The sequence below is a fragment of the Bacillus sp. BF2-3 genome, assembly GCF_008368795.1.
In the GTDB taxonomy this organism is placed as follows: Bacteria; Bacillota; Bacilli; order Bacillales; family Bacillaceae_G; genus Bacillus_A; species Bacillus_A cereus.
The window spans coordinates 1-2,048 of sequence record NZ_QOSA01000070.1; the positions used below are offsets into that span (position 1 = coordinate 1).

Below are 2,048 nucleotides of genomic sequence, written 5' to 3' on the forward strand. Positions count from 1 at the left end.
ATGATAAATGCTCAAGTGATTGAGGCAGCAAGAATTGGTAACGTGCAGGGAAAGATAATCTCAACCCAAAGTTTTGTACTCCCTATCTTAAAGTCAACAAAACACGGAATAAAAATGGACGGGGCTGCGTTGTTTCGTGGAAAGGATAACAAATGTGTTGGAGTGTTAAGCGGAGAACAAACAATGGGAATGAACTTTATAATAGCTGAAAAAATGGGAGGTTTTTTTACCATCCGTAAAAAAAATCAGCTTATTACATATGAAATTCATAAGCTACACCGAAAAATAAAGATATTTAATGAAAATACTACAAACCCGAAGTTTGATATTCATTTATTTCTGGAAGGAACTTTGGCGGAGTTGCATTTTAATGATCATAAACAAAATATGAATGAAAAACGCTTAACGAGGGATATTTCAAAGGAAATGGAAGAAAGGATTCAAAAATCAATAAAGCTTGTTCAAAAAAAATATAAGGTGGATGTATTAGCGTTAGGAGAAGTGTATAAGCGGCATAATTATAAAGAATGGAAAAAAATCAGTAAGAATTGGGATCAAGGTAAAAATTATTTTAGTAATGCTGAAATTACTGTTCATGTTCATCCGACAATTGAACATTCAGGTTCATCCTTACCAAATAGAGTGAAATAAGGTGATTTGAGCCTTTACCGTATTAGACATTAGCTGCACAATATTATTAGTACGAAGACAATAAGGTAATCCCAATTATAATAAAAAGAGTTTTAAGTATCGTAAATGTTAATTTCATCTTATTTACTCCTGTTAAAAAATTTCTACACTAGAGCAGTCAGCAAAAACTAATTGGGCTCACCATACATGCTCATCAAACTAAGTTTGGATTTTCTATGAACTTTCGTTTATATTCCCTAAGTGCTTAAATTTTTATTTATTTAAAAAAATGATACATAACTGTAATATACCCATTTTTAAAGGTAAATAGTGTTTCAAGATCTTTTAGTATGTGTGAACGAAAGTTCAATTTGTTAAATATTTTATGCTTTATTATATAAAAACACTTTGTCGAGGTGACACTTCATATGGATCATATTGGGCAAATTACCGTAGAGCTTGTGGTTGGCTTTTTTGTACTATTAATTGCTGCTAAATTATTAGGAAAAACACAAGTTTCTCAACTTACCCGCTTTGATTTTATTTCTGCGATTGTTCTCGGTAGTCTTGTAGGAAATACTGTATACGATTCAAATGTGAGGGTAGGTTCCATTCTATATGCAGTATTTTTGTGGGTCGTACTTATCTATACGATAGAAATGATAACGCAAAAATGGAGAAGAACGCGAAATATTTTTGAAGGGAAACCTTCCATTATCATACGAAATGGATATATCGACAGAGAACAATTAAGAGCGAATCATTTGGATATAAACCAGCTACAACAAATGTTGCGACAACAAAAAGATATTTTTTCTATTCGAGAAGTTGAGTATATGATATTAGAACCGAATGGAAAAATAGGTGTCCTAAAAAAGCCTAAGTTTACATCTCCTACTATAAAAGATTTAAGTTTAAAACAAAAAACTGTATACCTACCAATTTCATTAATCAGTGACGGGAAAGTTGCTAAGGATAATTTAAAACAAGCAGGATTTGATGAAAATTGGCTTTTTAAGCAAATTAAACAAAGAGGAATCACAAGATTTGAAGATATATTATATGCGGAATGGAAAACAGACGAAGGTTTCTTTTGTCAAAAAGTAAATGAGTCATGATTTCGACAACTACGTTTATGAGTATCTCTCTTATAAATAAAAAAAGAGATGTGTTGTGAGATGAAATTGAGAAATTTCATAAATGAGGTGCAAATATTTTATTTTACAAAATTTTCATTTATGTCCATCAAAAACAGCCAATTTACTTTAGTGGGGTAAAGATCGGCTGTTTTTTGTGCAAAATGTCCTTAGCGTAGTTTTTTTCGGAATGCTAGCAGTACTCATTCTTAACGTACAGGGAATCGGTTACTTTGTGTCCAAATTGTGTTTAAACGTAGAATATTCTTTACTGTCATACAT

General features: G+C 31.4%; 2 protein-coding genes. Both read left to right on the top strand.

Features of this window, described 5'->3' with window-relative positions; all coding sequences use genetic code 11:
• Positions 1-651: Ger(x)C family spore germination C-terminal domain-containing protein (locus DN401_RS29510; protein WP_304521047.1), on the top strand; the 651-nt coding region annotated here is incomplete at its 5' end.
• 407 nt (positions 652-1,058) lie between these two features.
• Positions 1,059-1,748, top strand: coding sequence for a YetF domain-containing protein (locus DN401_RS29515; protein WP_149288128.1), 690 nt, complete (start codon positions 1,059-1,061; stop codon positions 1,746-1,748).
• Positions 1,749-2,048 lie beyond the last annotated feature (300 nt).

Bases quoted from the DNA above. Each gene is read 5' to 3' on its own strand.
- DN401_RS29515 (WP_149288128.1), top strand. From the start codon at position 1,059: ATGGATCATATTGGGCAAATTACCGTAGAGCTTGTGGTTGGCTTTTTT.